The organism is Acinetobacter sp. 24-47-64, from assembly GCF_057737055.1.
Genome location: NZ_CM173215.1, coordinates 1,162,772 through 1,186,088, shown reverse-complemented (window position 1 = coordinate 1,186,088; position 23,317 = coordinate 1,162,772). Strand labels below are relative to the sequence as shown.

The following is a 23,317-nucleotide window of genomic DNA, read 5'->3' as shown; positions in this document are numbered from 1 at the left end:
AAAACTCTGTTTCAAGCGCTCTGTTGTTAAATAAATCTAACAAGCTCATTCTAAATTGGCAAGTAAATTAAAAAAAAACATTTTATTTGAGCAAATAAACAACATGCGGCTCAAAAGTGACAATTGTATGGCAATTTACACTTGACCCAATCTTAAATCCCCTTATAATCGCATTCAGATTCTCCAATAGCTCAGTCGGTAGAGCGACGGACTGTTAATCCGCAGGTCCCTGGTTCGAGCCCAGGTTGGAGAGCCAAATACTAAAAAGCCCAAGCATTTAAGACTTGGGCTTTTTTTTATGCCAAAAAAATCCCCCATTTGGGAGGATTTTCTCAACCATATTTTAAGCTGCTTTTACTGGAACTCCACTGTGAAAACGGAAGGTTTCATCAGGTGTTAAGATGAGTTGCTTTTCAACTTCACGAATGTGCTCTATACGACTTTGAATATCCTCCTCAGGATCTTTCAATTTCGCAGTTTTAGCCACATCCAGAGCTAGAGCCAAATAATCCTCATAATGGCGTGATTCAGATTTTAGTAAGTAGCGATAATAGCGCCCTAATTCCTCATCGACTCTAGGCGCTAATGCATAAAAACGTTCACATGAGCGTGCTTCCACAAACGCACCAATAATTAAAACATCAATTAGCGCTTCTGGTTCATACGTCCGAATTTCTTTGCGTAAGCCACCCGCATAACGCCCAGCACTTAAACCAACCCATTGCTGCCCGCGCTTGTTCATAAACTCTAAAACCTGCTCATAATGCAGCATTTCCTCACGCACTAATTGAGCGAGCTTAACTTGTAAATCTACAAAAAAGCTGTATCTAAACATGAGATTCATGGCTGTACTGGCTGCTTTCTTTTCACAGTTCGCATGATCTTGCATCAAAATATCAAGATTATTTACAGCCTCATCTAACCAAGCTTGTGGAGTTTCGCAACCAAGGAAGCTTATGACAGGCTTCATTAATTCATCATAATCAATATTTGACATAGTACTCATCAATCTTATCGTGCAGCTTTGATTGCTGCTTTCATATCTTGAACTGCTTGCGTAAGTCCTTTGAAAACAGCATCGGCAATCAGAGAATGTCCAATATTCAATTCGTGTATTTGAGGAATTGCTGCAATAGGAGCAACATTGTCAAGATTAAGTCCATGCCCAGCATTTACGACCAAACCTTTAGCAGCAGCGTATTCTGTTCCACGGATAATACGTTGTAACTCTACCTGCTGTGCTTCTTCTGTTTCAGCATCTGCATAAGCACCTGTATGAATCTCAATAGTTGGCGCACCACAGGCAATTGCAGCATCAATTTGTTCAATATCAGCATCGATAAATAACGATACATCACATCCAATCGCTGCTAATTCCTGTGTAGCAGACTTAACAGCCTCAAAATTACCAACAACATCTAAGCCACCTTCGGTCGTGACTTCTTGACGCTTTTCAGGCACAAAACACACGTGATGCGGCTTTATTTCTTTAGCAAATGCCACCATCTCATCTGTCACTGCCATTTCAAGGTTCATGCGTGTTTTAAGTACAGGGCGCATGCGACGGACATCATCATCATGAATATGACGACGATCCTCACGTAAATGTAATGTAATGCCTTCAGCCCCTGCCTCTTCACAAATTAGTGCTGCCTGTACTGGATCCGGGTAGCGTGTGCCTCGAGCCTGTCTTAGAGTTGCAACATGATCAATGTTCACACCAAGCAATGCAGCCATAACATTTTCCTAATTTGATTTTGATTGAGCGTTTTGAATCCACAATTGACGACTTTTTAGTGGGCGATCACCCAATAATGAAGTAATCATTTGACGATATAATTTATTCAACAATTGTAACTGTTCAGCGTTGAAATCTGTACCATTTTCATAATTTATCATGCTGCGAATTTGCTCACCTGTCAGTGTAGCGGCACTTGAATACTGAACTGGTATGAAGCCTTCGTTTAATTGAAATTGATATTTTTGTGAAGTTAAAATTTCATTTTGGTGTGCATCTATCGAGTAATCAATCGCATAACCAAGCTCTTCTAGAAGTACGTATTCAAATTGACGAAGAATTTGCTTCAAGAATTCGTTAGGATTTGAATGTTGAGCTAATTTTTGTAAACTTTCTAATGTCTTGTGGTACTGTGCAAAAGTATCTGGCATTGCCTCTTCTAATGGACATAATCTCAATAAGATTTCATTTAAATAAAATCCTGAAAAGAATGCATCTCCATGAAAAAAAATAGGATGATTAACAATTTCTAATTTTGTGAAATTTTTTAATTCAGACTTACCTGTCGCTTGGAGTGCGATAGGCTGATATTGCGGTGGTGGAGGTTGTCTTAGTATGCCGTCAACTCGTCCATACTCTTCAGTGAATAAATGGACAATATGACTCCGCTCTCGATACTTTCGATGATGGATTAAGTATCCATGCAAAAGTTCATTTCGCATCGACTAATCTTATTATTTATCTTTCTTTAGTTCTTTTTCATCATCGTCATCACCATCGGGAATAACAGCCCCAACTACTGCTGCAGTACCTTTGACGACTCCTTTGGTGGTTTTATACGCAACTTTTACAGGAACTGTGACAACTTTATGAATGCAACCTTGTAAAACCAAAGCACATACAATTATCGCAACCATCTTCATCATCATCAGCTCCTATAACCGTTTAATCCTTAGATATCACTATACCCTAGGCTTTTTAATGCACGCTCATCATCAGACCAACCGCCTTTGACTTTAACCCAAAGGGTGAGCATGATCTTTTCTTCGAACATTTTTTCCATATCAGCACGTGCATCCATACCAATTTTTTTCAACTTTGATCCTTTTTCACCGATGACAATCGCTTTTTGCCCAGGGCGATCAACAAAAATCGTAGCATCAATATAGGTACAAGCAGGCTTCATACGACCAGTTTTCTCATTTAAAGTCGCTTCTTCTGTTTTAAACGATTCAATTTGAACCGTTAAATCATATGGAAGCTCTTCACCCAGTTGACGCATGATTTTTTCACGAATAATTTCAGAAGCTAAGAAGCGTTCAGAACGATCTGTGAGTTGATCTAGTGCATACAATGGTGGTTGAAACGGTAAGTATTTTTCGATCGTATCTCGAAGATGATCAAGGTTAGCGCCACGCAATGCCGATACTGGAACGATCTCAGCAAAATTCATTAATTTAGTACGCTCTTGAATTAATGGTAATGCCTGATTTTTATTCTCAAATGTATCCAATTTATTAATGACCAAGATGACAGGCATTTCGGCATTTTTGAGCTTCTCAAGGACTAATTCATCATTTTGAGTCCATTTGTCAGCGTCTACAACAAACAGTACAAGATTTACATCACGCAAGGCTGAATGAGCTGCACGATTCATCATTTTATTGATAGCACGGACTTCTTTTTTATGCATTCCAGGGGTGTCAACAAATACTGCCTGAGATTTCTCACGCGTATCAATGCCCACAATCTTGTGTCGAGTTGTTTGAGGCTTACGAGACGTAATCGAAAGCTTCTGACCCAAAATATGGTTCATTAATGTAGATTTACCTACATTCGGACGACCTACAATTGCTACAAAGCCACTTTTGTAGTCTGAGGGAATTGTAGTACCTTGAGAACTAAAAAATTGATTGATTAAATCATTGCCGCTGTCTTGCGACTCGTGATCAGCATCGATGTGATCGGAATGAGTAGTCATGAAGACTTTTGCTCCAAAAATTTTAAAATTTCCGCCGCTACTGCTTGCTCAGCAAAACGACGACTTGAACCCTCACCCATACATTTTGGCAAGCCTTCAACCATACATTCCACTTTAAAATGTTGGTTTGGTGCATCACCCTGAATATCAACAACCTCATACACTGGGAGAGGTTTTTTACGAGCTTGAAGATACTCTTGTAAACGGGACTTAGGATCTTTCAATTGATCTGTTGGTTCAATATGATCTAAATAAGGTTCATACCATTTCAACACAATTGATTCTAACAACTTTAAATCTTGGCTATCAGTATAGATTGCACCAATAATCGCTTCGACTGTGTCAGCGAGTATCGACTCTCTATGATGACCACCAGATTTTAATTCACCAGTACTGAGTATTAAACTCTGACTAAGTTTCAAATCTGTTGCAATTTTGCCTAACGCTTCTTGTCGAACCAAAGTAGCTCGCATACGCGTCAGACGACCTTCGTTTTCATGTGGATAAGCATGATAAAGGTAATTGGCAATAATCATACCTAACAATGAATCGCCTAGAAACTCTAGGCGTTCATAGTTATGTTTATGGCTAACCGATCGGTGTGTCAACGCAAGTTGAAGTAATTCAATTTTCTTAAACTGATAACCGATGCGACTCAGTAAGCGAGAATCACTTACTTTGAACTGACCTTTGATCAAAACTTTTCTCGAATGTGAGGACTAAATCAATATTAAATAAGAATGGCTTTCTTACTTCATATTTCTTTGTCACTTGTAAACCTTGTTTAGATTTGACAGTCGCAATATCTTTGAACTCAATGTCACGGATATTGTTCATGCTAAACTTCTGCCCCATTGTTGAAGCAAACTGTTGTGGTGTTGTCGCCTTTGAGCTGATTGCAACTTGTTCTTCAATCAATTGATTGATTAGTCGGTCATCCCAATAAGGCTGCCACAATGTTACGAGCACTTTAAGTCCAAATGCCGCAACAATTACCCCTAATAAAATCGCTGTATACGATGCACCACGTTGAGTGTTACGCATTTTTTATTATCCATATATTTAAAGATTACTGAATTTGACCATTACGACTGAATGATGGCAATTTCAAACCAGCTTCTTTATGCATCCATACATAAATTGCTTGTCCTGTTAAATTTGCCTCAGGTACGAATCCCCAGATTCGACTATCAGCACTCTGATCACGGTTGTCACCCATGGCAAAGTAATATCCTTTCGGAACAGTTACTTCCCAGCTTTGACCATTTGTTCTCACAAAGCGATCATTCGCAGTGGCAACATAAGGAAGATCTTGTTTGGTTTGTGCATAATTGAAATGCGCAATAATCGGGTTTTGACCTTCCAAATTACGAACCAAATACTTATGATCACCTAAAGTTTCATAATGATAAATTGAATTTGGCGTGTCTGAAACATCTTTTTCACGATTAAATTCAGCCGATTCCGTTACAACTTTTTCACCATTGATGGTTAATTGATTATTCTCAAAAACGATATGATCACCAGGTAAACCAATAATACGCTTAATATAGCTAATTGATGGGTTTGGTGGATATCTAAATACCGCCACATCACCACGTTCAGGCTCATTGACATTCAAGACTTTGTTGTTGCTAATCGGTAAACGAACACCATATTGATATTTGTTCACCAAGATATAATCACCCGTTTCCAATGCCGGAACCATGGATTCAGAAGGAATATTATAAGGTTCAAAGAAGAATGAACGCAGCACTAACACAACTGCAAGTACAGGCCAAAAATCATATGCCCATGTAATAATGAAATTTTCATTCCCTTTTCCTTTGGTTGCTCTTTGTTTGAGCACCAATTTATCCAGCAACCATAATCCAAAAAAGATTAGGGTTGCAGGTACGAGAATGAGGTTAAAATCAAAATCCATGGGATATTCCTTGTTGTTATCGCTCTACTTTTAACACAGCTAAGAAAGCTTCTTGTGGGATTTCTACACTACCCACCTGCTTCATACGTTTCTTACCTTCTTTCTGTTTAGCGAGAAGTTTCTTCTTACGTGAAACGTCACCACCATAACATTTTGCCAATACGTTCTTACGCATTGCTTTTACTGTTGAACGCGCGATAATTTGAGCACCAATCGCAGCTTGAATCGCCACATCAAACATTTGACGAGGAATCAAATCTTTCATTTTTTCTACAAGTGCAATACCACGATGACGCGCATCTTGACGGTGACAAATCATTGCCAATGCATCAACTTTTTCACCGTTGATCAAGACATCTACTTTTACAAGAGAAGAAGACTCAAAACGGACGAAGTTGTAATCTAATGATGCAAAACCACGTGAACATGATTTCAATTTATCGAAGAAATCCATAACGACTTCAGCCATTGGTATCTCAAATGTAATGGCTACTTGATTTGCCATAAATTTCATGTCTTTTTGAACACCGCGTCGTTCAACGCACAACGTCATTACATTACCAAGATATTCTTGTGGCACAAGGATATTACATTCTGCGATCGGCTCACGAAGGTCTTCTACAGTAGATCCATCTGGCATTTTTGATGGACTGTCGATATAAACTGTCTCACCACTCTTCATAACAGCTTCGTAAATTACAGTCGGTGCCGATGAAATCAGGTCTAGATCATATTCACGCTCTAAACGTTCTTGAACAATCTCCATGTGCAGCATACCCAAGAAACCGCAACGGAAACCAAATCCTAATGCATCTGAACTTTCAGGTTCAAAGAATAATGCTGAATCGTTAATTTGCAGTTTTTGTAATGCTTCACGGAAAGGTTCAAATTCACTCGAATCAATTGGAAATAAACCAGCGTATACCTGTGGTTTAACTTTTTTGAATCCAGGTAAAGTTTCTACTTCTGGCGTTGTAGCAAGTGTAATCGTATCTCCAACTGGCGCACCAAAAATATCCTTGATACCAGCAATCACAAAGCCAACTTCACCTGCTTCTAAAATATCAGTTTCTGTATGTTTAGGATTGAAAATACCGACAGAGGTAATGATGTGCGTTTGACCTGTTGATTTCATCAACATTTTATCGCCTTTACGCACCCGACCTTGCTTAATACGAACTAAGGATACAACACCTAAATAGTTGTCAAACCATGAGTCAATAATTAAAGCTTGAAGCGGCGCTTCACGGTCACCCGTCGGAGCAGGAATGGTATTCACAAGTGTTTCTAAAACACCTTCGATTCCTAATCCAGTTTTAGCTGAACACGTAGGTGCTTCAGTTGCTTCAATTCCGATAATGTCTTCAATTTCTTGAATAACACGCTCTGGTTCAGCTTGAGGTAAATCAATTTTATTAAGTACTGGAAGAACCTCAAGACCTTGCTCAATAGCTGTATAACAGTTTGCAACTGACTGAGCTTCAACACCCTGAGCTGCGTCAACAACTAAAAGTGCACCTTCACAAGCAGCAAGCGAGCGCGAAACTTCATATGAGAAGTCAACGTGCCCAGGTGTATCAATAAAGTTCAGTTGATATTCTTCGCCATTTGGGTGTGTATAATAAAGCGTCACAGATGCAGCTTTAATGGTAATCCCGCGCTCACGCTCAAGCTCCATTGAGTCTAGAACTTGCGCTTGCATTTCGCGATCTTGCAAACCACCACAGGTCTGAATAAAACGGTCAGCTAAAGTTGACTTCCCGTGATCAATGTGAGCAATGATCGAAAAGTTACGTATATTTTTGATATTTACGGATTTTTTAGCTTGCGCCATGGGTTACCTTGAACAATAAATTGCGCTATGCATGAAATAAAAACTACATAGCAAAAGCTGTTTAACAAATTGCGGACGATTATAGCAGATGGATTTTTCAAAGTATTCATAATAATGAACACCATGTGGTGAAATATTTAATTCGTTCGACTCAAGCAATTCTTTAGTTAGCGGGTAAAGAATAATCTTGAGTGAAATCCAAAGGATTTACTGTCTCAGAAATAGGCTGATAAGCTTGAGTAAATGTTGGAGATAATCGTTTAGGTCTGCCTGTCGCAATCTCTACACAGGCCCATTTGGTATTTCCCACAAATAATAATGATTGGTCTGAAGGTCTAAAAAAAGCGTACTGACGGAATGAATACATCGCATTCAAATCATTAAGCCAAGTTCTTAAAATAATTTCATCATTTTCAAAACATGCCTTTCTGTAATTCATGTGATGCTCAACTGCAACCATGGCATGTTTGAGTTCTAGATATTGCTCAACCCCTAAACCCAGTTGTTGAATATGTGCTGTTGCAACATCTTGCATCCATTTTACATACACCACATTATTCACATGACCTAAAATATCAATGTCTTGTGCTGTTGCTTTTATTTTAAGGTCAAAGATTGTACTCACTGTATTCCCTTGTATTGCGTATTCATCATCAACATTCGAAAAGAGTTTAGTATAATTTTAGAGTTAAATAAAAAAGACCTTGCTGTCGCAAGGCCTTTTATTCAATTTATGTTTATTTGATTCTTAATCCGATCATGGCATTTCGCCCTTCACGGATGATACCCACTCGTGCAACTGTATTCGTTTTAAGATTAGCCACCGCTTCCACAAAATCTTGTGTTGTACTTACATTCTTACCATTAATCGAGGTGATCACATCACCAGCCATAATACGAGATTGTGCCGCCAAACCTCCGCGTACAACCTCTTGAATGTAGACACCACCTTTAACACCAAGACGTGTTTTTTCAACAGGTGCAAGTTCGCGTATCGCAACACCTAATGTAGGTCCGCGTTTTTTGGCTTCACTTACATTTTGCGCTTGTGCTGGTGTTTCATCTGGTGCTGATGCAAGTGTTGCTGAAATCGTACGTACACGTTCATCGCGCAAGATTTCTAGCTGAATTTTTTGATTTGGCTGTGTTCTATTTAAGTAATTTAGTAGCTCACTCGTTCTTGAAATTGCAGTTCCGTTGTATTTCAAAATAATATCATTTTGCTTTAAACCAGCGCGCTCTGCTGGGGAGTTTGGCGCAATTTCTGTAATTAAAGCACCTTCAGGTTTTGGTAGTTTATAAGCTTCTGCGAGGTTACGATCAATCTCTTGTAAATGAATACCAAGATATGAGCGAGTAACTTTACCTTTTTTCTTTAATTGATCTGCCACATCCATCGCTACATCGATTGGAATGGAGAATGACAATCCCATATATCCGCCAGTACCACTGAAAATACGAGAATTCACACCAATCACTTGACCTTGTTGATTAAACAATGGTCCCCCAGAGTTACCAGGGTTTAATGCGACATCGGTTTGAATAAACGGAACTGATGTTTCACCCAACATATTTCTTGATTTGGCACTGACAATCCCTGCAGATGCCGAGTATTCAAAACCAAACGGTGAGCCAATGGCGAGAACAGGTTCCCCAACTCTTAATTGGTCGATATTCCCAGTCGAAAGTGCTGGGTAGTTCGTACCTTCAACTTTCAGTAATGCCACATCAGTACGTTCATCACTACCAATAACTTTGGCATCAATCTCGCGACGATCATTTAACATGATGGTGATTTGTGAAGCATTTTCTACAACATGATGGTTGGTAATCAGGTAACCATCACGACTAATAAAAAATGCACTCCCAAAACCCGTTTTCTCTTGAGGAGCTTGGCGCTGCGGAATAATAATTTGATTGCCGAAGAATCGTTTCAGTAGTTCAGGTACTTGTTGTTGAAGAATTTCTTCTTGTGTCATTTTCTTAACAACATTCACGCTGACGACACCCGGACTTACTCGCTCTACAAGATTTGAAAAGTCAACAGTAGCCGCCGCTTGAGTTTGCACTGCCGCAGTGAAGACTGCAGCAAAAAGTCCTGATGCTATAACGCGATTTTTCATGTTAAGTGAACTCTCATTTATGATTCTTGGATAAAATAATTTTTAGCACAATCAAAATTCTCTGTGCGTAAATAAATGTTTCTATATTAATAGAAAACAATACTTTACTTAAAATATGATTAAAAAATAATAGTTCAAGTGCATAAAAAAAAAATTGATCAATCAAACTCTTGAATTTTGCTTTGAAAAAGAGCCATATTAACGCACTTTTAAAATTCAGTTTGCGAATGGAAATGCCGAAAAATACAAGTACGCATCAATTTGATGTGATTATTGTGGGCAGTGGCGGTGCGGGTTTAAGTCTAGCACTCTCATTACCTGATCATTTTAATATCGCAGTGTTAGCAAAATCTCATTTGAAAGATGCCAGCACGTATTATGCACAAGGAGGCGTTGCAGCTGTTCTTGATGAGGCGGATTCTATTCAACAACATATTGATGACACGCTCATTGCAGGTGCTTATCTCTGTGAAAAACAAGCTGTTCAACACACGGTTGAAGGAGGAAAACCCTCTGTTGATTTTTTACTGAAACAAGGTGTTAAATTCACACTAGATGATGAAGATAACTTGCATCTCACACGTGAAGGTGGGCATTCTCAGCGCCGCATTATTCATTCCGCAGATGCAACAGGGAAAGCAATTTCAACCACTTTAGTTGAACGGGCACAAGAAAAAAACAATATTCACATCTTTGAAAATTTCATTGCGATTGACCTCATTACAGCGCATAAGCTGGGGCATTTGAATCAGGATAATCGTGCTTTAGGCTTATATGCTTTAGATGAGCAAACCGAGCAAGTGCATACTTTCTTAGCACCATTTACTGCACTGGCATGTGGCGGTGCCATGAAAGCATATTTATATACCTCTAACCCTGATATCGCTACAGGCGATGGTATTGCAATGGCATATCGTGCTGGATGCCGCGTCGCCAATATGGAATTTAATCAATTCCACCCAACCTGTTTATATCATCCTCAAGCACGTTCCTTCTTAATTACTGAAGCAATGCGTGGTGAAGGCGCTTATCTTCGTTTACCTGACGGCGAACGCTTCATGCTTCGTTTCGATGAACGTGCAGAGTTAGCACCACGTGATATTGTAGCTCGAGCTATCGACTACGAAATTAAAAGATTGGGTATACGACATGTATGGCTAGATATTACCCACAAAACCCCTGAGTTCATTAAAGAGCACTTCCCCACTTTGTATGCTCGCCTACTCGAGCTGGGTATTGATATTACCAAAGATATGATCCCAGTTGTGCCAGCAGCGCACTACACCTGTGGTGGTGTCGTAGTCGATGAACATAGTCAAACGGACATTCAAGGTCTATATGCGATTGGTGAGACGTCTTATACAGGTTTACACGGCGCTAACCGTATGGCAAGTAACTCACTTTTAGAATGCTTTGTATATGGCATGAGTGCAGCAAAGCATATTCAAGATCAACATCAAAATATTATAGATCACTATGAAGTCCCTGAATGGGATGCTTCTCAAGTCATGAATCCTGATGAAGACGTTGTCATTTTACAAAACTGGGATGAGTTACGTCAGACCATGTGGAACTATGTAGGTATTGTACGAACGACCAAACGTTTAGAACGTGCATTACACCGCGTTGAAATGCTGAAACATGAAATCACCGAATATTATCAAGATTATCATGTCAGTAAAAATCTAATTGAGCTTCGTAACCTTGTGCTCGTTTCTGAAATGATTATTCGTTGTGCGATGCAAAGAAAAGAATCACGCGGATTACATTACACTTTGGACTATCCTGAGCCTTCGCAAGAATTACGAAAAACCGTACTCACCCCACCAAATTTTGAAGTGGAAACACCTTTAGTTGAGGTTTAAGTTCAAAATAAAAAAAGCGAGTTCATACTCGCTTTTTTATGCCCTTTTGGGAGGAATTGAGTAAGTTCCAGTAACGTGAGCTATCGGCTCATCATTCCCAACAGAGTACAAGTAAACCTCTCCGACAACTAGAGTTTTGCCAACTTTCATTAATTTACAAACACCCTTGATGTCACAACCACCTTTCGGTTTTTTAAGAAAGTTTATATTCATATTGGTCGTCACTGTAAGACCTACAATACCAATTTCTCCGAGTATTGCGATATACAATCCATAATCGGCTGCTGTCATCATAGTCGGACCTGAAACTGTCCCTCCAGGTCTTAAATCATTTTCATCAACATGATAAATGACTGTAGCACCACGTGGCTCTACTGACACTATTTCACATTTTTGGAGACTTTGTGGAAATTCGGTTTGTAGGAATTTGAGTATTTCTTCTTTATTACTGATCATATTGAGTCTAATCGTTCTTCCATAACAATGACTCAATATAAATCATATTTGCATCTTTTAATTAGCATTTATGCTCAGCTTTCCATAAACTAATTCGTTCAATTGCATCATTAAATACTTGCTCAGGACTTCGTGTTGCATCAATACGCTTAACACGATTGGGTTCTAACTGATGTAATTCAGCAAATCCTGCGCGTACTTTTTCAAAAAAAGCTGCTTTTTCTTGTTCAAACCGATCCAATGCTCCACGCGCACGCGCTCGTTGCATTCCGAGTTCAGTCGGAGCATCCAACCAAAATGTCAGGTCAGGCATTTTTAGAACAAAGTTTTGGTTTAAAAGCGCTAATTTTTCACGGCTTAACCCACGACCTGCACACTGATACGCGAAACTGCTATCACAAAAACGGTCGCATAACACGATCGAACTATTTTCAAGTGCAGGCATTATAACTTGTTGCAGATGTTGCGCTCGAGCTGCGTACATCAATAATAGTTCAGTATCATTACTCATTCTTTCTTCATGATTCACTGTCAGAAGTACGGAACGAATTTGCTCAGCGAGCGGAGTACCACCTGGTTCACGAGTTAGAACAACTTGCTTTGATTGCTCAAGGAAGTAGTCACGAATTTTATGAATCAATGTCGTTTTACCAACACCTTCTGTGCCTTCAAAGCTAATAAACACGTCTATTTTACCCCTTACTTTTTAGATCGAATCACAGCAAGATATTCTTGAACAGCGCGATTATGGTCATCTAGATTGGTACTGAATTTGTGACCTCCATTTCCAGTCGCCACAAAATAAATATAGTCAGAATGATCTGGATGCATTGCCGCTTCGATCGCTTTATCACTTGGTAATGCGATCGGTGTTGGTGGCAATCCGTAATTCGTATAAGTGTTATATGGTGTTGGCGTTTTTAAATCTTTACGGGTAATGTTACCCGTATATTGATCGCCCATACCGTAAATCACGGTTGGATCAGTTTGTAAACGCATACCAATTTTTAATCGACGAACGAATACGCCCGAGACTTTATCTAACTCATGATCAACATTAGTTTCTTTCTCAATGATTGATGCCATGATGAGCGCTTCATATTTATTTTTATACGGCAAATCAGAAGCTCGATTTTCCCAGGCTTTATCTAGCGCCTTCATCTGGTGTTGATACAAATCAGTTAAAATTTTACGATCTGTTTCACCCTTTGCAAAAAAATAAGTATTTGGCGCAAACAATCCTTCTGGATGTGAAAATGGAATATTCAATTCCTTTAATATTTCTGCATCGCTCAAATGAACCAGCTCTTTCGTCACCAATTCATCATTCTTAAGCGCATTTTTTAACTGCTTAAATGTTGTACCCTCAATGACCAAAATTCGATTCAATTGTGCATTTTCAGAATTTGAAATCATGTCTAGAACTTGACGGACACTCGTTCCCTCTTTGACCTCATAGACTCCAGCTTTCATGCTGTCATGAATCATGAATCGTTGATAAATCTTTAAAATAATGGGAAATGAAACTTGCTTATTTTTAGCTAAACGATCAATAAATTGTGAGTAAGTATCACCATGATTAATCGCGAGCATTTGCTTTTTACCCTCTACAGGATAATCCTTCCATAGACTTGCAGATAGAATCATGGTTGCAAGCAACATTAGACCTGCAATAATGAATAAAAGCGCTTTAGGTTTAAAGGATGTCTTGCTGTTCTTTTTCTTTGTTGATTTCTGAGGAGAGGACATAAGCTTTAAATCTGATTAAGTTGAAGGTGGTGAAAAAGATCAATACACGCTTGTGTATCTAATCGACGATCATCAAGGCAAGAGGCGATTTTCATTGGGTGGAGCGCATTACAATAAAATACACTTTGAATGTGAAGAAGTTCATTCAAATCAATTACTCTTTTTTGGAACGTTATACCATAATGATTCATACGCTCCAAAATTTCAGCACGCATCACCCCATGAACGCCATTATAACGAAGTTCAGGACAAATCCACGTATCATTCAATCGTATAAAGCAGTTACTGCTGATTCCTTCAACAATATAGCCTTGAACATCTGTAACTAAGGCTTCTTGAAAACCCTTCTCATCAGCTTCCTGCTTTAGTAACACTTGTTCTAACCGATTCAGTGATTTAATTCCCACCAATTGTGGCATGGTTAAACCCATTACTCGCTCAAGTAAACCACTCTCAATGACTTCATAGTGATGATCAGTCACGTTTTGCGGATAATAATACAACCAAAGATCTGCTGAATGATGAGGTAAACTGTATCCTCGTTGCCCCTCGCCTCGACTCAGTACAATTTTAATCGTCCCGTTTAATTGATCATACTTTTGCTGTAAATACTGGATAGACTCAGAAATATAGTCAAGATTAGCTTGAAGTGACAATCGCTCAATGGCGGTATTCAATCTTTTTAAATGACGTTCAAATAATTCAATTTTATTATTTCGAATTCTCGCCGTGGTAAAACAGCCATCTCCATAATGGAAGCCTCGATCAAAAATAGATATTGCATCCATTGGCTTGGCATTTTTTAAACAGATCATTTCAAGCAACCTCATTCCGTTCTCATAGTGTAAAAAGTCACTCACAAAATGAATAGCTGTTTTGATCATAACTTTTTCATTTCTTCTTATTTTTTTATTTTAAAAAATTTCCCTATGCTCAAATCATCAAAAAACGACAAACACATAGGAATAATGATGCGTTGTTTTAAAATTGGGGTCATTGCAGCTTTACTTTCAGTCACTTCTGCTTCTACACTCGCAAAAGATTTTTTAAATGTTTCATATGATCCAACTCGCGAACTTTATGACAACTTTAATAAAGAGTTTGGAGCATATTGGAAAAAGCAGACTGGTCAAGAATTGAATTTTAAACAATCTCATGGTGGATCTGGTAAACAAGCCCGTGCGGTCATTGATGGCCTAGATGCAGACGTCGTGACTCTCGCACTCGCAGCAGATATTGATGCGATTGCTGAAAAAACCAATTTATTACCAAAAGACTGGCAGAAAAAATTCCCACAGAACTCTACACCCTATACCTCAACCATCGTGTTTTTAGTCAAAAAAGGCAATCCCAAAGGGATCAAAGACTGGGGAGACTTGATTAAAAATGATGTTGGAATTATTACGCCAAACCCTAAGACGTCAGGTGGTGCGCGTTGGAATTACTTAGCAGCATGGGCTTGGGCAAAACACCAACCCGGCGGTAACGATGCTAAAGCACAAGAATTTGTACGAAAAATTTATAAAAATACTAAAGTGCTAGACTCTGGTGCACGTGGTGCAACAACAACTTTTGCAGAGCGTGGCATTGGAGATGTACTCCTGGCTTGGGAGAATGAAGCACATTTAGCTCTTCGTGAACAACCTGGAAAATTTGAAATCATTACACCAACACTTTCCATTCTTGCTGAGCCCCCTGTAGCAATTGTTGAGAAAAATGCGCAAAAAGATGGCAACCTCAATGTCGCAAAAGCTTATTTGAATTATCTGTATTCTCCAGCTGGTCAAACCATTGCTGCCAAAAACTTTTATCGACCACGAAATGCAACGGTACTTTCAAAATATCAATCCGTGTTTAAACCTCTGAAATTAGTCACGATTGATAAAGAGTTTGGAGGTTGGACAAAAGTCCAAAAACAACATTTTGATAATGGCGGGATATTCGATCAAATTGTCAAAGCAAACAGTAATAAATAAAAACAATATTTAAGCTTTAACTTATGACGTGCCGATCATATTCATGATCGGCATTTTTTTAATAACACATCTAAATCTTTTTTTTTCATATAAAATTCATTTTTAATTATTTTTTATGCATAAAGATTAGATTTATTCTAGCGCCATGTAACAGAATATTTTCTTTTGAGGTTGCCATGCGCTTTTCAGCTAAATTAAAACTTGGGGTTCTCGCAGCTTTTGTTTCGGCTGCTTCGCTTAATGCTTCCGCTAAAGATTTATTAAACGTCTCTTACGATCCTACTCGTGAACTCTACGTAGAAGTAAATAAAGAATTTGGTGCGTATTGGAAATCTCGGACTGGGCAAAACGTCAACTTTCGTCAGTCACATGGCGGTTCAGGTAAACAAGCGCGTGCAGTCATTGATGGTTTAAATGCAGATGTCGTGACTCTCGCACTTGCAGCTGACATTGATGCGATTGCTGAAAAAACTGATTTATTACCAAAAGATTGGCAGAAAAAATTCCCACATAACTCAACACCCTACACTTCCACAATTGTTTTCCTCGTCAAAAAAGGCAATCCAAAAAATATTAAAGACTGGGGTGATTTAGTAAAACCGGGTGTGGACATTATTACACCAAACCCTAAGACGTCAGGTGGCGCACGTTGGAATTATTTAGCGGCTTGGGCATGGGCCAAACACCAACCAGGTGGAAATGACGCCAAAGCACAACAATTTGTTCAGCAAATTTATAAACAAACTAAGGTCTTAGATTCAGGTGCTCGTGGCTCAACTACAACTTTTGCTGAACGCGGTATTGGCGATGTTTTGCTTGCTTGGGAAAATGAAGCTCATTTAGCACTGCGTGAACAACCCGGTAAATTTGAAATCGTGACGCCATCACTTTCTATACTTGCTGAACCACCTGTAGCAATCGTTGAAAAAAATGCAGAAAAATCAGGCAATAAATATTTGGCGCAAGGTTATTTGAATTTCCTTTACTCGCCTAAAGGACAACATATTGCCGCAAAGAATTTCTATCGTCCGCGTAATCAAACTGTATTAAAACAATATTCATCAACATTTAAGCCACTGAGATTGGTCACAATTGATCAAGAGTTTGGTGGCTGGGCGAAAGTACAAAAAGCTCATTTTGAGAATAATGGTATTTTTGACCAAATTACCAAAGCAAATAACACAAAAAAATAACCAATGGAGCATGACATGATACATACACTCATTGTACCCGGCGTCGGCGGAAGTGATGAAAATCATTGGCAATCATGGTTGCAACGTCAAGTCATGCCATGCTCACGTGTTCAACAAGATGATTGGAACTTTCCTTTACTCTCAGATTGGATCCATCGTTTTGTAGAAAAAATTTCGCAGATAGATGCACCCGTACAGATTGTTGCACATAGTTTTGGCTGTTTAACGTCTGTCGCTGCTCTGCATCAGCACCCAGAAATAGCACAGAAAGTTAAACAACTGGTTTTAGTTGCACCAGCCAATCCAAGTCGTTTTGGTGAGAATGGTTTTGCTCGTTTGAGTTTGACTGATTATAGTTTTTACTTTCATCAAATTAAGATTAGCGTTCCCACAAAAATGCTCATCAGTGAAAATGATCCGTGGTTAGGTTTTGAGGATGCAAAAAAACTAGCAAAATCATGGGGTGTAAAACCGATTAACTTAGGTCAAGTTGGTCATATTAATGTTGATTCAGGATTTGGACCATTTCCAGAGATCTTCGATTTTTTGATTCATGATAAGCTGTCGAACTATATCAATAGTATTGATAATGGCAAGTTGTATTACAAATTTGCAATTTAAAGTTCGCCACTTATTCTTGATAAATTTTTCAATTCAATTGCTTATTGATTTCGGTAAGCTTTTTCTCTCATTTGAGGAGTAGTCATGTCGCAGCGATCCCGAGTGCTGCCAGGATTTGGTCTATCTCTAGGCTTTACCCTAGCGTATTTATCTTTAATTGTGCTCATACCCTTGTCGGCTGTTTTTATTAAGTCTTTAGGTATTGGCTGGGAAGGTTTATGGGAGATTTTAAGCTCTGAGCGTATCTTAAAATCATTACAACTAAGTTTCAGTGCTGCACTTATTGCTGCCTTCATTAATGTTGTATTTGGCTTATTACTCGCTTGGTGTCTCGTGCGCTATAGTTTCCCTGGTAAACGAGTTGTTGATGCATTGGTTGATTTACCCTTTGCGTTACCAACAGCTGTTGCTGGGATTGCATTAACATCTTTATATGCTCCGACAGGCTGGATTGGTCAATATCTTGAACCCTTAGGCATTAAAGTCGCTTATAGTCCTATTGGGATTACATTAGCCCTGATATTTATTGGCTTACCTTTTGTGGTTCGTACAGTACAACCTGTACTGAGTGACTTAGAGACTGAACTTGAAGAAGCAGCGTCAGCATTGGGTGCAAATCGACTGCAAATTGTAACCAAAGTGATTTTACCAATTCTTTTCCCTGCTTTAATCACAGGATTTGCTCTCGCTTTTGCCCGTGGCGTGGGTGAATATGGTTCAGTTATCTTTATTGCAGGTAACCAACCCTTCGAAACTGAAATTGCGCCATTAATGATTATTTCTCGATTGGAAGAATATGACTATGCAGGTGCAACTACGATCGCCGTTGTCATGCTCCTTATTTCATTCGCTATCTTGTTCTTGATTAACTTGTTACAAGCATGGGCGAGTCGTCGTACAGGGAGAACTGCACAATGAGTTTGAATACAAATAGCAATGCTTTAGCGGAAAAATTGCAATCTCGTGATGCGACGCGAGAACCGACTTGGGTTCGTTGGACACTTATTGTCGTTGCCATGATTTTCTTCCTCAGTTGCTTAATCCTGCCTTTGATTTTAGTTTTTGTTGAAGCATTCAAACAGGGTGTCGGCGTTTATGCGCAAGCTTTAGTCCATCCAGATACGTTGTCGGCTGTAAAGCTCACCTTACTAACAGCTGCAATTGCTGTACCGCTCAACGTAGTATTTGGTGTGGCGGCGGCTTGGTCTGTTGCGAAATTTAATTTCCGTGGTAAATCCATATTGACCACGATTATCGATATGCCTTTCTCAGTATCACCTGTAATCGCAGGTTTGATGTTGGTATTGATGTTTGGTACTCAAGGTTGGTTCGGTGGATGGCTGATAGATAACGACATTAAGATTCTATATGCCGTTCCAGCAATTGTACTAGCAACCATCTTTATTACAGTTCCTTTTGTGGCGCGTGAGCTCATCCCACTGATGGAAGCTCAAGGTACAGAAGAAGAGGAAGCGGCAATCGTTTTAGGTGCTTCAGGCTGGCAAACTTTTTGGAAAATCACGATTCCAAATATTAAATGGGGCTTGATATACGGGGTTATTCTTTGTAACGCACGTGCAATGGGTGAATTCGGGGCAGTCTCTGTAGTATCGGGTCATATTCGTGGAGAGACCAATACATTGCCACTTCATGTAGAGATTCTCTACAACGAATATACCTTTAGTGCAGCATTTGCTGTTTCATCCCTCTTGGCTTTATTGGCGATTGTGACATTGATTCTTAAAACATGGGTCGAAATTCGCCAAGAGAAATTAAGCAAACGTAATGAAGATTCTACAGTTTAAAGGAAGTATCCGATGAGTATTCAAGTTAAAAATATTGAAAAACACTTTGGTGCTTTCCATGCACTAAACAATATCTCCCTAGATTTTCCTGATGGCCAACTCGTAGCATTATTAGGACCTTCAGGCTGCGGTAAAACAACTCTACTTCGCATTATTGCTGGTCTTGAATCTGCCGACAGCGGTCAAGTGATCCTCGAAGGTCAAGATTCAACGAATGTTCATGTCCGTGAACGTCAAGTTGGCTTCGTATTCCAACATTATGCTTTATTCCGTCATATGACAGTATTTGACAATATTGCTTTTGGTTTACGTGTTCGTCCACGTTCTACACGCCCCTCAGAATCTGAAATAAAAAAACGGGTTACACGACTACTCGATTTAGTTCAATTAGGATTCTTAGCAGATCGTTATCCAGCACAATTGTCTGGTGGACAGCGTCAACGTATTGCACTTGCACGTGCGCTTGCAGTTGAACCTCGTGTACTACTTCTGGATGAGCCATTTGGCGCACTTGATGCAAAAGTTCGTAAAGAATTACGTCGCTGGCTGAGAACTTTACATGATGAACTCCACATCACCTCGATTTTTGTAACTCACGATCAAGAAGAAGCGCTTGAAGTTGCAGATCAAATCATTGTAATGAATAAAGGTAATGTTGAACAAATTGGCTCACCTCGTGAAGTCTATGAAAAACCGGCAACGCCTTTTGTATTTGACTTCTTAGGTCAAGCCAACAAGTTCGAAGGTCATAATCAAGCGGGAATCGTACAGATCGGAAATGATCGCATTCAACTGCCTTTAGCTAAAGATGCACCTGAAGGTAAAGTGATTGCCTTCATTCGACCAGATGAGTTCCAAATTCATGCTCAACCTACAGACAATGCAATTCAAGCAACGTTCTTACGTGAAGTTTGGATTGCAGGAAAAGTGGTTGCCGAACTTCAAGGTCAAGATGGCAATCTCATCGAAATTCTACTCACTCCAGATGAAGCTAAACTGCATCAATTCCGCCCAAATCAATCGGTTTGGTTAACGACTAATACATTGCACTTATTTGCACAAGAAAACGCATAAAAATGTGTAGATGGGGCTTTTATATAGCCCCATCATTTTAAAGGTAACAAAGACTATGAACTTTCAACAATTAAGAATTATTCGAGAAACCGTCAGACAAAATTTTAATTTAACGGAAGCTTCCGCTGCCCTTTACACGTCTCAATCAGGCGTAAGTAAACATATTAAAGATTTAGAAGATGAATTAGGCGTTCAACTATTTATCCGAAAAGGTAAACGCTTATTAGGGTTAACTGAACCTGGTCAAGCTTTGCTCGGTATCGTAGAGCGCATGCTGGTCGATGCAGACAATATTAAAAGATTAGCCGATGATTTTAATCGTGTAGATGAAGGTACATTAACCATCGCAACCACTCATACTCAAGCGCGATATGTATTACCACCTATCGTAAATTCATTCAAAAAATTATTTCCGAAAGTTCATTTGATTTTGCAACAAGCAAGCCCAACTGAAATCACTGAAATGTTACTTTTAGGCGATGCAGATATTGGTATTGCGACTGAGAATCTGACTACTGAAGAAAACTTAGCAAGTGTCCCTTTTTATAACTGGAAACACAGTATTATTACGCCTCAAGGTCATCCACTTACTCAAATAGCAGCGCGAGAGATTAGTTTAGAACATTTGGCAGAGTATCCGATTATTACCTATCACGGTGGTTTTACGGGACGTTCAAAGATTGATAAAGCCTTTGAAGACTCAGGACTTGATGTTGATTTAGTGATGTCTGCGCTTGATGCTGATGTAATCAAAACTTATGTGGAATTAGGTATGGGTGTCGGTATTGTCAACGATGTAGCCTACGATACAGAACGAGATCATCGCTTAAAACAAATTGAGACTGATTTATTCGGGGTGAATACCACTTGGATTGCTGTACGAAAAGGTCATTTGTTACGTGGATACGGTTACGAGTTTATTTCGCTATGTGCACCTAGTGCTGATATCAAAGCATTAAAACGTGTGGCTTATCCTGAAGATTAATAAGCCACAAATAATAAAGGCGCCTATAGCGCCTTTATTATTAGCATTTACTTGCATAAAAAAACGAGCCGAAGCTCGTTTTTTTTAATAGGATCTTACCAGTGGAAGCTCACACCCACTTTACCAACTGGAAGCCATTCGTATTTATCTTTAGATTCGATTTTGCGCTCAAGATCAGAAGCTGCTAAATCGCCTGTAGCCGTATTTGTGCTACCTACAGCTGCTAATCCTACAGCATCAATGTTTGCTGATGGATTGCCAGTATAATATGCACCAACCTCACCAAACACACCGAAGTTTTTGTTGATTTTTGGTGCAAAACCAAAGCCTACGTATGGAGCAAAGTCATTTTTGTAAGACATTTTACCTTCTACGGAACCTTGACCTGATGGTGCATAATAATTATTGCCATCAATTTTCAAAGTATCGTTATTGTTGTTTAGGCGCTTGGTAACATCATAGTCATTATCGATATATGCTACACCAGCAGCCATATATAGACCTTGAGCCCATGGATTTTGACTCGCGCCCCAAGGACGAATCTCAGCATTTAAGTATGCCAAACTATTATCCATATCTAAATCGTACTTAGTACCGTCAATAGATAAATCATCAGACCAAGAGATATCACCACCGTTGTAACCTAAAGCAAGACCAACGTATGGGTTAGCAGTCCAAAGTAATGCACCACCGTAACCAGTTGTACCAACTTCAGCACGAACACCAGTAGGGATTAATTGATTAGCTTCAAATACATTACCTGTACGTACAACTTGAGTGTCCGCCATAGCGAAGCCTGAAACAGATAATGCTGTTGTAACAGCGAGTAATTTTAACACTTTCATTTTTTTCTCCTCAAAGAAATGAGTTGTTCTTTAATCATTAATGTGTTCGACTCGGAAGCATCTTAATGGAGATTTCAAAGCTGGTTAATATTCAAATTGATGCTTTTTTGTTATTTTTTGATACAATTTTGATTTAGTTGTTGTTTTATAAATAATTTGCACTTAAGTCTTTTATTAACTTTTATTAACATACTTATAAAGAATAGTCATTATTGTCGGACATTTTTTCAGGATTAATTGTAATTTTTATAATCAATTTAGTGTAAAATCTTGGAAATTTTTTTTGGAAGAGAAGATTATGTCTCAGCTTTCGTCAATCATCGAACAAGCGTTTGAAGATCGTGCAAACTTCACAGCTACAGATTGCCCTGCTGAAATTCGCCAAGCAGTCGAGGAAGCAATTGCTGGCTTAGATAATGGTTCATTACGTGTTGCTGAAAAGATTGATGGTGAATGGGTTGTTCATCAATGGTTAAAAAAAGCTGTTCTATTGTCATTCAAACTCAATGATAATAAACCAATCGAATCATGCGATCTCCAATTCTATGACAAAGTAGACACTAAATTTACGGGTTGGACTGAAGAGCAATTTAAAGCAGCTGGCGTACGTGTTGTACCGCCTGCAGTTGCACGCAAAGGTTCTTACCAAGCTAAGAATGTTGTACTTATGCCATCTTATGTCAACATTGGTGCTTATGTTGATGAAGGTACAATGGTTGATACATGGGCGACTGTAGGTTCATGTGCGCAAATTGGTAAAAATGTTCACCTTTCTGGTGGTGTTGGGATTGGCGGTGTACTTGAGCCTCTTCAAGCGAACCCTACGATCATTGAAGACAATTGTTTTATCGGTGCACGTTCTGAAATCGTTGAAGGTGTAATCGTTGAAGAAGGTTCAGTGATTTCAATGGGTGTTTACATTGGTCAATCAACTAAGATTTATGACCGTGAAACAGGTGAAATTCACTACGGTCGTGTTCCAGCAGGTTCAGTGGTAGTTTCTGGTAGTCTTCCTTCTAAATGCGGTAAATACAGCTTATATGCTGCAATTATCGTAAAAAAAGTCGATGCTCAGACTCGTGCTAAAACAAGTTTGAACGACTTATTACGCGCTGACTAATTTTTTTATACTTTATAGTATTTGGAGT

At 39.0% G+C, this 23,317-nt stretch carries 25 protein-coding genes and 1 tRNA gene; 10 read left to right on the top strand and 16 right to left on the bottom strand.

Features of this window, described 5'->3' with window-relative positions; genetic code table 11:
• Positions 1-180 precede the first annotated feature (180 nt).
• Positions 181-256 (top strand) — tRNA-Asn (locus tag AC1M85_RS05645).
• 87 nt (positions 257-343) lie between these two features.
• On the opposite strand, the gene AC1M85_RS05640 is transcribed toward AC1M85_RS05645, so the two are convergent.
• From AC1M85_RS05640 to AC1M85_RS05590, 11 genes are all read right to left on the bottom strand, one after another.
• Positions 344-997 carry a MiaE family protein gene (locus AC1M85_RS05640; protein WP_488213720.1) on the bottom strand — a complete coding sequence of 218 codons (654 nt, stop codon included), beginning with the start codon at positions 995-997 and terminating at the stop codon, positions 344-346.
• Between the two features lie 14 nt (positions 998-1,011).
• Entirely contained in the window at positions 1,012-1,737 is a 726-nt protein-coding gene (gene pdxJ, locus AC1M85_RS05635; protein ID WP_035267175.1) for a pyridoxine 5'-phosphate synthase, read from the bottom strand.
• 9 nt (positions 1,738-1,746) lie between these two features.
• Positions 1,747-2,460, bottom strand: coding sequence for a DNA repair protein RecO (gene recO, locus AC1M85_RS05630; RefSeq protein ID WP_092767057.1), 714 nt, complete (start codon positions 2,458-2,460; stop codon positions 1,747-1,749).
• A 12-nt stretch (positions 2,461-2,472) separates the two neighbouring features.
• Positions 2,473-2,664, bottom strand: a complete 192-nt coding sequence (locus AC1M85_RS05625; protein ID WP_180028433.1) for an NF038104 family lipoprotein — start codon at positions 2,662-2,664, stop codon at positions 2,473-2,475.
• A 26-nt stretch (positions 2,665-2,690) separates the two neighbouring features.
• Positions 2,691-3,719: a GTPase Era gene (gene era, locus AC1M85_RS05620; RefSeq protein ID WP_035267178.1), complete on the bottom strand. Its 1,029-nt coding sequence runs from the start codon at positions 3,717-3,719 to the stop codon at positions 2,691-2,693.
• Positions 3,716-4,417, bottom strand: a complete 702-nt coding sequence (gene rnc, locus AC1M85_RS05615) for a ribonuclease III (protein ID WP_035267179.1) — start codon at positions 4,415-4,417, stop codon at positions 3,716-3,718. Before rnc ends, era begins: the two co-directional genes overlap by 4 nt.
• Positions 4,389-4,763 (bottom strand): DUF4845 domain-containing protein, encoded by a 375-nt coding sequence (locus AC1M85_RS05610; protein WP_481609875.1) that lies wholly within the window; start codon positions 4,761-4,763, stop codon positions 4,389-4,391. The genes rnc and AC1M85_RS05610 overlap by 29 nt, the downstream gene beginning before the upstream one ends.
• 25 nt (positions 4,764-4,788) lie before the next feature.
• Positions 4,789-5,643, bottom strand: coding sequence for a signal peptidase I (gene lepB, locus AC1M85_RS05605; RefSeq protein ID WP_488213719.1), 855 nt, complete (start codon positions 5,641-5,643; stop codon positions 4,789-4,791).
• Positions 5,644-5,659: 16 nt separating this feature from the next.
• The gene (gene lepA, locus AC1M85_RS05600) at positions 5,660-7,477 is read right to left on the bottom strand and encodes a translation elongation factor 4 (RefSeq protein WP_180028436.1); all 1,818 of its coding nucleotides are present in this window, start codon (positions 7,475-7,477) and stop codon (positions 5,660-5,662) included.
• 163 nt (positions 7,478-7,640) lie between these two features.
• The gene (locus AC1M85_RS05595; RefSeq protein WP_488213718.1) at positions 7,641-8,102 is read right to left on the bottom strand and encodes an acyl-CoA thioesterase; all 462 of its coding nucleotides are present in this window, start codon (positions 8,100-8,102) and stop codon (positions 7,641-7,643) included.
• Positions 8,103-8,214: 112 nt separating this feature from the next.
• The gene (locus AC1M85_RS05590) at positions 8,215-9,600 is read right to left on the bottom strand and encodes a Do family serine endopeptidase (protein WP_488213717.1); all 1,386 of its coding nucleotides are present in this window, start codon (positions 9,598-9,600) and stop codon (positions 8,215-8,217) included.
• A gap of 233 nt (positions 9,601-9,833) precedes the next feature.
• On the opposite strand from AC1M85_RS05590, the gene nadB reads away from it, so the two are divergent.
• Positions 9,834-11,465, top strand: coding sequence for an L-aspartate oxidase (nadB, locus tag AC1M85_RS05585; protein WP_488213716.1), 1,632 nt, complete (start codon positions 9,834-9,836; stop codon positions 11,463-11,465).
• A gap of 36 nt (positions 11,466-11,501) precedes the next feature.
• On the opposite strand, the gene AC1M85_RS05580 is transcribed toward nadB, so the two are convergent.
• The 4 genes from AC1M85_RS05580 to pabC form a co-directional block, all read right to left on the bottom strand.
• On the bottom strand, positions 11,502-11,921 hold the full coding sequence (locus AC1M85_RS05580; RefSeq protein WP_481590302.1) for a PaaI family thioesterase: 420 nt from the start codon (positions 11,919-11,921) through the stop codon (positions 11,502-11,504).
• A gap of 61 nt (positions 11,922-11,982) precedes the next feature.
• On the bottom strand, positions 11,983-12,606 hold the full coding sequence (tmk, locus tag AC1M85_RS05575) for a dTMP kinase (protein ID WP_488213715.1): 624 nt from the start codon (positions 12,604-12,606) through the stop codon (positions 11,983-11,985).
• 14 nt (positions 12,607-12,620) lie between these two features.
• Entirely contained in the window at positions 12,621-13,670 is a 1,050-nt protein-coding gene (mltG, locus tag AC1M85_RS05570; RefSeq protein WP_488213714.1) for an endolytic transglycosylase MltG, read from the bottom strand.
• A gap of 5 nt (positions 13,671-13,675) precedes the next feature.
• A complete protein-coding gene (pabC, locus tag AC1M85_RS05565; RefSeq protein WP_180028461.1) occupies positions 13,676-14,485 on the bottom strand; it encodes an aminodeoxychorismate lyase in 810 nt (269 codons plus the stop codon).
• Positions 14,486-14,638: 153 nt separating this feature from the next.
• On the opposite strand from pabC, the gene AC1M85_RS05560 reads away from it, so the two are divergent.
• From AC1M85_RS05560 to AC1M85_RS05530, 7 genes are all read left to right on the top strand, one after another.
• A complete protein-coding gene (locus AC1M85_RS05560; RefSeq protein WP_488213713.1) occupies positions 14,639-15,646 on the top strand; it encodes a sulfate ABC transporter substrate-binding protein in 1,008 nt (335 codons plus the stop codon).
• Positions 15,647-15,822: 176 nt separating this feature from the next.
• Positions 15,823-16,839 carry a sulfate ABC transporter substrate-binding protein gene (locus tag AC1M85_RS05555; protein WP_488213712.1) on the top strand — a complete coding sequence of 339 codons (1,017 nt, stop codon included), beginning with the start codon at positions 15,823-15,825 and terminating at the stop codon, positions 16,837-16,839.
• A gap of 15 nt (positions 16,840-16,854) precedes the next feature.
• A complete protein-coding gene (locus AC1M85_RS05550; RefSeq protein WP_092767068.1) occupies positions 16,855-17,460 on the top strand; it encodes an alpha/beta hydrolase in 606 nt (201 codons plus the stop codon).
• A gap of 84 nt (positions 17,461-17,544) precedes the next feature.
• Positions 17,545-18,378, top strand: a complete 834-nt coding sequence (gene cysT, locus AC1M85_RS05545) for a sulfate ABC transporter permease subunit CysT (protein WP_488213711.1) — start codon at positions 17,545-17,547, stop codon at positions 18,376-18,378.
• Positions 18,375-19,265, top strand: coding sequence for a sulfate ABC transporter permease subunit CysW (gene cysW, locus AC1M85_RS05540; protein WP_488213710.1), 891 nt, complete (start codon positions 18,375-18,377; stop codon positions 19,263-19,265). The genes cysT and cysW overlap by 4 nt, the downstream gene beginning before the upstream one ends.
• Positions 19,266-19,277: 12 nt before the next feature.
• On the top strand, positions 19,278-20,339 hold the full coding sequence (locus AC1M85_RS05535) for a sulfate/molybdate ABC transporter ATP-binding protein (protein WP_035267206.1): 1,062 nt from the start codon (positions 19,278-19,280) through the stop codon (positions 20,337-20,339).
• A gap of 55 nt (positions 20,340-20,394) precedes the next feature.
• On the top strand, positions 20,395-21,324 hold the full coding sequence (locus tag AC1M85_RS05530; RefSeq protein ID WP_488213709.1) for a CysB family HTH-type transcriptional regulator: 930 nt from the start codon (positions 20,395-20,397) through the stop codon (positions 21,322-21,324).
• A 95-nt stretch (positions 21,325-21,419) separates the two neighbouring features.
• On the opposite strand, the gene carO is transcribed toward AC1M85_RS05530, so the two are convergent.
• Complete coding sequence (carO, locus tag AC1M85_RS05525; protein ID WP_180028446.1) at positions 21,420-22,169, bottom strand: ornithine uptake porin CarO; 750 nt, start codon at positions 22,167-22,169, stop codon at positions 21,420-21,422.
• Positions 22,170-22,467: 298 nt separating this feature from the next.
• On the opposite strand from carO, the gene dapD reads away from it, so the two are divergent.
• Positions 22,468-23,289, top strand: coding sequence for a 2,3,4,5-tetrahydropyridine-2,6-dicarboxylate N-succinyltransferase (dapD, locus tag AC1M85_RS05520; protein WP_179997889.1), 822 nt, complete (start codon positions 22,468-22,470; stop codon positions 23,287-23,289).
• The last annotated feature ends 28 nt before the right edge of the window (positions 23,290-23,317 follow it).

Bases quoted from the DNA above. Each gene is read 5' to 3' on its own strand.
- era (WP_035267178.1), bottom strand. From the start codon at position 3,719: ATGACTACTCATTCCGATCACATCGATGCTGATCACGAGTCGCAAGAC.
- AC1M85_RS05590 (WP_488213717.1), bottom strand. From the start codon at position 9,600: ATGAAAAATCGCGTTATAGCATCAGGACTTTTTGCTGCAGTCTTCACT.
- dapD (WP_179997889.1), top strand. From the start codon at position 22,468: ATGTCTCAGCTTTCGTCAATCATCGAACAAGCGTTTGAAGATCGTGCA.
- lepA (WP_180028436.1), bottom strand. From the start codon at position 7,477: ATGGCGCAAGCTAAAAAATCCGTAAATATCAAAAATATACGTAACTTT.
- pabC (WP_180028461.1), bottom strand. From the start codon at position 14,485: ATGATCTGTTTAAAAAATGCCAAGCCAATGGATGCAATATCTATTTTT.
- mltG (WP_488213714.1), bottom strand. From the start codon at position 13,670: ATGTCCTCTCCTCAGAAATCAACAAAGAAAAAGAACAGCAAGACATCC.
- nadB (WP_488213716.1), top strand. From the start codon at position 9,834: ATGCCGAAAAATACAAGTACGCATCAATTTGATGTGATTATTGTGGGC.
- AC1M85_RS05535 (WP_035267206.1), top strand. From the start codon at position 19,278: ATGAGTATTCAAGTTAAAAATATTGAAAAACACTTTGGTGCTTTCCAT.
- recO (WP_092767057.1), bottom strand. From the start codon at position 2,460: ATGCGAAATGAACTTTTGCATGGATACTTAATCCATCATCGAAAGTAT.
- AC1M85_RS05560 (WP_488213713.1), top strand. From the start codon at position 14,639: ATGATGCGTTGTTTTAAAATTGGGGTCATTGCAGCTTTACTTTCAGTC.
- AC1M85_RS05640 (WP_488213720.1), bottom strand. From the start codon at position 997: ATGTCAAATATTGATTATGATGAATTAATGAAGCCTGTCATAAGCTTC.
- AC1M85_RS05580 (WP_481590302.1), bottom strand. From the start codon at position 11,921: ATGATCAGTAATAAAGAAGAAATACTCAAATTCCTACAAACCGAATTT.
- pdxJ (WP_035267175.1), bottom strand. From the start codon at position 1,737: ATGGCTGCATTGCTTGGTGTGAACATTGATCATGTTGCAACTCTAAGA.
- lepB (WP_488213719.1), bottom strand. From the start codon at position 5,643: ATGGATTTTGATTTTAACCTCATTCTCGTACCTGCAACCCTAATCTTT.
- AC1M85_RS05625 (WP_180028433.1), bottom strand. From the start codon at position 2,664: ATGATGAAGATGGTTGCGATAATTGTATGTGCTTTGGTTTTACAAGGT.
- AC1M85_RS05530 (WP_488213709.1), top strand. From the start codon at position 20,395: ATGAACTTTCAACAATTAAGAATTATTCGAGAAACCGTCAGACAAAAT.
- cysT (WP_488213711.1), top strand. From the start codon at position 17,545: ATGTCGCAGCGATCCCGAGTGCTGCCAGGATTTGGTCTATCTCTAGGC.
- AC1M85_RS05555 (WP_488213712.1), top strand. From the start codon at position 15,823: ATGCGCTTTTCAGCTAAATTAAAACTTGGGGTTCTCGCAGCTTTTGTT.
- AC1M85_RS05550 (WP_092767068.1), top strand. From the start codon at position 16,855: ATGATACATACACTCATTGTACCCGGCGTCGGCGGAAGTGATGAAAAT.
- carO (WP_180028446.1), bottom strand. From the start codon at position 22,169: ATGAAAGTGTTAAAATTACTCGCTGTTACAACAGCATTATCTGTTTCA.
- AC1M85_RS05610 (WP_481609875.1), bottom strand. From the start codon at position 4,763: ATGCGTAACACTCAACGTGGTGCATCGTATACAGCGATTTTATTAGGG.
- cysW (WP_488213710.1), top strand. From the start codon at position 18,375: ATGAGTTTGAATACAAATAGCAATGCTTTAGCGGAAAAATTGCAATCT.